This is a genomic window from Candidatus Erwinia haradaeae (genome assembly GCF_900698955.1).
Classification (GTDB): Bacteria; Pseudomonadota; Gammaproteobacteria; order Enterobacterales; family Enterobacteriaceae; genus Erwinia_E; species Erwinia_E haradaeae_G.
The window spans coordinates 24,833-33,300 of sequence record NZ_LR217721.1; the positions used below are offsets into that span (position 1 = coordinate 24,833).

Genomic DNA, 8,468 nt, shown 5'->3' on the forward strand with positions numbered 1-8,468 from the left:
TAGCATCCTTATAGATATATAGCTAATTCTCTACCAAGCTACCAGGTTATTTCTTTTGATGGGTATAAGTTAGTTCACCCAGAGAGAGGGTTATTATTTCATAGACAGCTCATCCTCTAGAGGTATTTATACATGGATAATAATGCAATAATTCATCTGAGGCTTTTAAAGGCTACACCCCCTAATTTTATAATTTACGCTGCCTCTTTGAGAGTCTCTATGGAGTAAGGTAATAAATGCTATAACGTCTAGAGGATGTATTTTAAGTTTTATCCTATGTGTGTCTATGGTGGTCTATGATGCCACCTTATGTATCGCTTGTTATCTCTCTTCTCTATGGCGCTCCTGAGGAAAAATTGAGCATATGCAGGAGGATACGGAAGATGGAAGAGTGCTTTAACTCTCGCTCGGTAGAATAAGGAATCCGCACTATCTTTATAAGGATTGACTCAGCTCATGCTGAATATTATTAGTGCTACTCCGGACATATAAATATCTTTACAAGATCAAGTCTTTGTGTATGAATGTACTAGTACAAGTAAGTATTGTGAATAATAGTAATCTTATAAATAATTAATATTATTAAACTTCCAACAATATAGCATAGACTAGTTGCTCTTTTGTTAGTCTGTTGGTGGTACTGGTATCAATACGTATAAACATGGCGCCTCAAAACCTCATCATGTATTTCTAAGGAAATATCAAATACACATATTACTAAAACGAGTTAAAATTCCATACTAAATAATTCTTACAAATAATTTTATTTATACAAGTTTTCATTGGAAGTTTAAAACACAAAAAGAGTTTCTGTAATACTCTACAGATTTCGCGTATATTCTACCTTGATCTTTCCGGTCGGCATCCATATTTACCACTCAATCGTCCTTAGGATTCTAAAATTCTAGAAATAATGCCACGCGCTGCATGTTTTATAAAAAAAAGAAATAAGCTTTATCATTACAGCTATAAGGGGTGCAATAAACAATATTTAACCCGTTACAATCCACTGAACTAGCCTTTTATGAAGATGTCTATATTACATACGGGCCGTATTCAATAATGTTTAGCAATCACATTACCACTATAACCTTAAACGACGTCCGCATTAAAGTTGATTGATCTCATAGAGAGTACGTGGTAGTAAGACAATAATATATAGCATACATAATAATTTAGCGTTATTAGGTGGTGTTTTTCCGTCTTATATTTTAATGAACAGATATCATTAGTGAAATAGAGGATGCGACCCCCTACAGGGTAGTAATATGCAAGAAATAATAGCCTGTTAAATTTAGTATTTTAACGGCCTCTTCTATTAGTAGATAAAGCGCGTTTATCGAACTTAATTCCCTGCGATTATATTTCAGCATGCTATTGCGGATTAGTGCTCTCTTAATCTGTATTACTGACCTCATGCAGTAGAAGTAGATGACTTATAGAGAAAAATTTTACTTACTCAGAAGATGATCTCACATGTCCATGCAGTGAAGTCCTTTTATAAGAGATACGCATTACTATTTCTCACGACACACTAGAAATGTAATTCATTCCTCCTTGGTACTATTCAGGACAGTTATCACTGAATAAGCTATTAACTGATAGGCAATAGTAGCCCTCGCTGACATAAGTTACAGTAATATATTGTCAAATGACAGTGGTTACATTCAATCTTCTTACGATAGTAACTAAAGTATCTCTATATATGTATAAGAAATAAATCACTCAAAGTGAGCCATGAGCAAAAATCATCCTATTTTAACTTTGTCCCCATTTCTATATAAATCAATCTGGCGGTTAATCGGTTAGTAAGACAGTGTGAATGTTGCCGTATTTTACACCATTGCGTAAAAAATTTATATCTATAGTGTAATGATATATTTCTACATTATAGAGAAATTGATATTAACAGAACACTCATTGATTACATACTAGTCATTCAAATAACGCATATGTGTAGGATTGACAGTACAATATCCTAAAGATTGCACGTTATACAAGAGTATTAGTGTAGCCTGAAACATGTGTTAATGAGAGTATAGTTTACATATTATTACCTGCATAACTTGAGTTAGTAACTTAATAAATGACACTTTCAAATATCACTTGTATGATCATTTGTAGTCAAACCGTCTTAAGAAGGGCTAGCATGTAATCACCATAATTTTTATAGTGGCTAACCCCTTTTGTGTGGATCGCTACCCTTAACTATTATCTATTTGTGATAAGTCACTGAAAGGTGGGGGATACGGGTAAGTTCTTCTATTATATACGCACAGTATTTCTCCATCTTTCTAAAAGCACTTTAATCATTTATTCATTCTGCAGATGAAGTGTGCGTATAATTACGGATTTCCTGAGAAATCTGCATAGAACAAAATTTTGGACCACACATAGAACAGAAGTGCGCGCTTTTGCTAGATATCTGCGGTAGTGTTGCATCATGATAAGAACGAGCAGTATCCGGATCTAGTGCTAAATTAAATTGGTCCTCCCAGCGAAAATCAAAGCGTGCTTTTGACATAGCATTATCACGTATTTGTGCTCCAGGGTGTCCTTTAGCTAGATCAGCTGCATGAGCGGCAATTTTATACGCAATTAATCCCTGTTTAACATCTTCTTTGTTTGGTAAACCCAGATGTTCTTTTGGGGTAACATAGCACAACATAGCACAACCAAACCAGCCAATTAGTGCAGCACCAATACCAGAAGTAAAATGATCGTAACCTGGCGCAATGTCGGTAGTTAATGGCCCTAAAGTATAAAATGGTGCTTCATGACAACTTTTTAGCTGCTCAGTCATATTTCTCTCAATCATATGCATAGGGACATGGCCTGGACCCTCAATCATGACTTGTACATCCTCTTCCCAAGCTATTTTAGTTAACTCACCTAAGGTGTATAATTCAGAAAATTGTGCGTCATCATTAGCATCTTGCACGGAACCAGGACGCAAACCATCTCCTAACGATAATGCTATATCATATGTGGCGCAGATCTTGCAAATATCTCGAAAATGTTCATAAAGAAAATTTTCTGTATTATGGGAAAGACACCACTTAGCCATAATCGATCCACCTCGTGAAACGATACCCGTTAAGCGCTGAGCAGTCATCGGGACATAACGTAAAAGAACACCAGCATGGATGGTAAAGTAGTCTACACCTTGCTCTCCTTGTTCTAATAAGGTGTCACGAACAACCTCCCATGTTAAATTTTCTGCAATACCGTTTACTTTTTCTAGTGCTTGATAAATAGGAACAGTACCAATAGGGACGGGGCTATTACGTAAAATCCACTCACGAGTCTGATGAATGTAGCGACCTGTAGATAAATCCATTACAGTATCTGCGCCCCATTTTGTAGCCCATACCAATTTTTCTACTTCTTCTTCAATAGAAGAAGTTACTGCAGAATTGCCAATATTAGCGTTAACTTTTACTAAAAAATTACGTCCTATGATCATCGGCTCTAATTCTGGATGATTGATATTCGCAGGTATAATCGCGCGCCCAGAAGAAACCTCTTGTCGGACAAATTCTGGAGTAATTTTAATTGATTGAGGCAAGCTATTTTCACTCGCATCATTGCGTCCAATATTCTCACGTATAGCGATAAATTCCATCTCTGGAGTAATAATACCGGCACGTGCATAATGCAACTGAGTTATACGACGATCTTTTTGCGCTCGACGCGGGCGATGTAAGGCTGCCAATTGCAGGCCCTTCCCTATATCATGAGTACACTGTTCATGGCTATTAGTAGAACTAAGACATGTATTGATCTGTTCAGTATCTTTTCGATCATCAATCCACTGTTCACGAAGTCGGTGAATCCCAGTGCTAAGATTAATAGCCATTTCCGGATCTCCGTATGGTCCAGACGTATCATACACTGACACTGGTTTGTTCACTTCTTCATAGAAGGTATCCTTTATTTTCCCATTAATCTGAGTAGGGCTGAGTTGAATTTCACGCATCGGTACTTGTACATCTGCACGCGCGCCTTGCAGGTATATTCTTCTAGAGTTCGGAAAAGTACTACTTTTAATAGTATTTATAAAAATTTGTGCTTGTGTACGCTTTTCACGACGTGACGTGGGAATTTGTGAAGATGGTGACATGATCAGTTCCTCAAGAAATAATAAGGCGTATGCTTATTTGTATTAGAGTAAGCGTTACCCCAAGTAAAGCCCCTCTTAGGCCTGGTAACCACTATTTAGGTGGCTTTTGTGATGTGCTTGTTGTTTTATTGTTTTATTAGCCTAGTAATGCACCCATCCTGTGTTCTATCTCACCGTAGAATTGATTCTATATTCAATGAAAAATAATTAATTTCTAGTCCATTCACACTAAGTTTGTATGGATCAAGATCACTACAATATCAAATGATTTAATGTTGACTCAATGACTGCTGACATGTAAATTAAAAGCATCTATAACATACGGAAAGAAAAAGAAACTCTCTTTAAATTTATTATAATAGTATATAATTAGCACGCTAATATCGCTGATCTATGGCGATAGTAATTTTTTCTTAAAATTCTTCTATTGAGGAAGAAAAAGAAATATAAGCGGAGTGCCCTCGAAGTTTTGAGTTTTTAATTCACCTCCAGCCACAGAAACCATAATCATGAATTAGTATCTCTATATAAAAATATCAATAATCTATGTATTGATAGTGTTACAACAGATATCACATTTTTATCATATATGTTAATTAAGAGTACTGTTTTTAAAGCAATGGAATTCCTATTAGCTTTTAAGGGGTGCTGATAGGTATACGGAAATATTTTTTATAATTGTTAGGATAACACCACACGAGCAGCGGATAATCTCTAAGTAAGAATATTACATCGAAATATCGCGCCATGAAGAAAATATTCTCTACCATAGGAGTAAAATCCCTTATCTTATAATGTTCATGTACACAGTTAAAGGGAGACCTCTACGTTTTAGGATGAAACTCTTACTACATCGATACGCAATAATGAGAGACCTCTACTAGAGTGTATAAGAGACATAAACGATGGTGATTCATATAAAAAAAAGAATTCGCTTGTATTTCTGTTTATTCTTTCATAAAATTATTTTATAATATATCTATAATTAAAAGGTTAACCTACTTAATTAAAAGGTTAATCTACGTATAGAGGCATATTTCTATTGCCAGATTGTTAAAAAAGGATTACACTTGAAGTGAAGAATAACAAATCTATCCAAGATAGTAATCTTTTGTACCGTTCTAATGATGTCAGCAATAGCAATCTATGTGTTTGTTAAAACCAAGCATAGATTATTTGAATAAATAAAAATGTTAGGTCACTAGCTAGTTCTTTTCTTTGTACATTAGCTAATAATCTATCAAGTATCACAGCGATAGAACAGCTCGCTGATCCGCTTTTAAACTAGATTCTGCCAAAATAGAAAGTCTGGCACTTTAAACGTGACGGATTTTCAGCTAGTTTATGAAGATTATACGGGTAAATTATGCTGCACAGGACGCTCCCCTAAAGTGAGCAGGTGCTGGGAATAAGAAACATAAAAAATGTTTCTTATTCCCAAACGCAGAGCACCTAGATAGGGTGATCTCGGCAGACTTCACTATCAGGGCTTTGCGAACGTTCGAGAACGTATTCAAGAAGGATACTTAGCCCTAATGAACGTTAGCAATCAAGTGTATGATAACACTTTTACCATCAGTTCTGCCATAAGCGCAGGGAGTGGTGAATAACAAAAGTCTCTTCATTTTTTCTAAAGTCAAATCTCAGACGTCTAAAGCGTATTGTTATGTAAAAAATCCATATCCGTGCTACCGTCCGCCAAAAGAAAACGTCAAACCTCCACGTATCATTCACGCCATACGTCAAGCGGCGCGTGATAACGCGCCATCCAAACACCCGATTTGGAGATCCGCTCCTCGTTATCATGCTATTACTCATGAGATACTCCGCAATCAGAGGACGATGAATGCACACCGTGCTCGTGCAATTGACGCCATTATGGAATGTTTAGCGGCGCACGTGAACATTGTTACTGGTAAAGTTTATATGTCGCTCGCGCAGATTTCTGATGCATGCGGGCTAACGACATATAACACTGAAGGCAAACCCTGTTACAGTCGCACAAGTCGTGCTATCACCGAGCACCTTGAAGCTCTTGGAGTAGTACTCTGTGATCGAATTTGGGATAACACGACGGGTTCTTATATTCCTAATATAATATGGATTACGCAGCTATTCTTTGTTTTGATTGGTTATGAGTACGGTAAATATTTAGCTGCACAGAATCAACAGTTATCCTGGGAAAACCAGAAAATACGAGAAGCAGGTGAAGAACCAATCACTTTAACTGAAGCACGTCGTCGTGCGAAAACAGAGCATATCCGCAGAGCTTTCGAGTGCCGCACTCAAAAATTAGCACGGAATAAACAACACCGTCGTGCTAGAAAGATAGAGGCCATGGACGAAAGAAAAGCCAGGGGCAGTATTTTGCAAGACCTAGTTAAACTCTATCGAAAAGAAGAACTGGGGGCTATGGGGTATAACGAGTTAAATAGAATTATCACACAGCGATATTACGCAATGTGTAAACTCGCTAGCCCCCCACCCGGAACTGGGTAACTTTATTCAAAACTGATATTAAAATATATACCTATGCATTTCACAGGATTCCTATTGCCTTAAATTAAGAAATCATAATTTCCAGACAAAATATACGAATATGTAGCTTATTTTTCATTATATATTTCTCCACCTCCCCCTCTAGAAAAAAACTTGAAACTTATCCACATATTAATGCAATTAGGAATAGGTTGTTAAATGCACTATTAGAACTAAATGCAACATTTACTATAAATACCATTACAGAAAAAGAATATTATAAGAGACGCACTTATAGGTAAAATCTGTGCAAAAATAAGATAGCTTAAAAATAACTCTAAATTAGCATCTAGTCGTCGTAGAGAGAAACGCTAAGCTCGCAGCTAAATTTATGCGAAAAAACGCCTTTGATCCTTTAGATATGAGTAAAATAAATAAGATGTTCACACAACTACCACACAGGAAAATTCCTATTTTTCATGTTATATAATTATAGATAGCCTTATCACTATAGTGATTAATTTACAGATAGAGCAAAATATATAAACATCAGAATTTTTATTTTTCTTATAAAATAACGAATAAAGTAAAAATAAGAGTATTTATTTAAATAAAAAAGTATGAATATAAAATGTTCTTTTAATTATTTATTATTACATGGGAATAAAAAACAAAAGCACGGATAAGTGATATAGTATATTTTTATTTTTTTAAAAAATATTAATAAATATCATCATAAATATAATATCACATAATGATGAAATAATATTTTTCAAAAAATATTTCTTTCTTGTTATATTTTCTTATAAAACATTTAAATACACTTGAACAGTAAGTATATTTTAAAAATTTTTAATCTTTCTAAAATATATATTAAGTAAATATTATTTTTTATTATTAAAATAATGAAAATATATCTCAAGATATTAATAAATATTCATAAAAATAAAGTAAAAACTAACATTCATATTAAAAATATTAAATAGTGATATATGAAAATTCTATTTATTGTATATTTTAAATATATTTTCAAATAAACATTTAAAATAAAAAAATTATATATTTTAATATATTTTGTTGATTTAAAATATAACTATTGTAATAGTTAATAACTTTACATGTTAAAAATTATGTCATAGTAAATAATACAGGAAAATTCACATGTACGATCATAATGTTTTATACAATAAATAATATTCACAATTTTTAAATTTTACGCCATAAAATATTGTGATATGATATATATCTTTATATGTAAATACTTTAAATGTAAATAACTACATATACTATTTTTCCTTTTTTACAACACCATCTAAATATTCATTATTTTAAAATACATAAAATATTAAATATATATAAATTAAAAACAAATAACCATTAATATATTAATAATTGTATGAGATATACATATATATTATCACTAATAAAATATTTTATTAGAGGATAAATATATATAAAATGATCATTTTTTATTTTTCGCCTAAGTAACATACTTATGCATTGTACGTATAGTAAATTATTTAATATCTATATATTGCAGTATTATTTATAGAAATTATATACCAACTTTCTTTAAAATTAAATAATCTAAGATTCGTATTATCATGGCATCGTAATTCAATTTTCTATGTCATATATTATTTATTTTTCACTTATAAAAGATAAAATTAACGAAAAACATCATTTTGTAACATTCTAGACGAAAAAAATCCTGATAGATGATGATCTTAGCAGATTTCACTATCAGGAATTTTCGAATAATTTTTAAATGTAAATACGCATTAAAGAAATGTCATTACTGTCTAAAGTAGATTGCTTTCTATATGAGTAGTTATAGATAGTGGAGTTCACTGTTTTTATTTAGCAT

At 33.1% G+C, this 8,468-nt stretch carries 1 protein-coding gene and 1 pseudogene; one reads left to right on the plus strand and one right to left on the minus strand.

The window, feature by feature from the left end:
- Nucleotides 1–2,320: 2,320 nt before the first annotated feature.
- Nucleotides 2,321–4,123, minus strand: a pseudogene (gene thiC, locus ERCILAFE3058_RS03520) (phosphomethylpyrimidine synthase ThiC); the annotation flags it as partial.
- Nucleotides 4,124–5,725: 1,602 nt separating this feature from the next.
- Between thiC and repA the strand changes: the two are divergent.
- On the plus strand, nucleotides 5,726–6,622 hold the full coding sequence (gene repA / locus ERCILAFE3058_RS03525) for a plasmid replication initiator RepA (RefSeq protein ID WP_232037587.1): 897 nt from the start codon (nucleotides 5,726–5,728) through the stop codon (nucleotides 6,620–6,622).
- Nucleotides 6,623–8,468 lie beyond the last annotated feature (1,846 nt).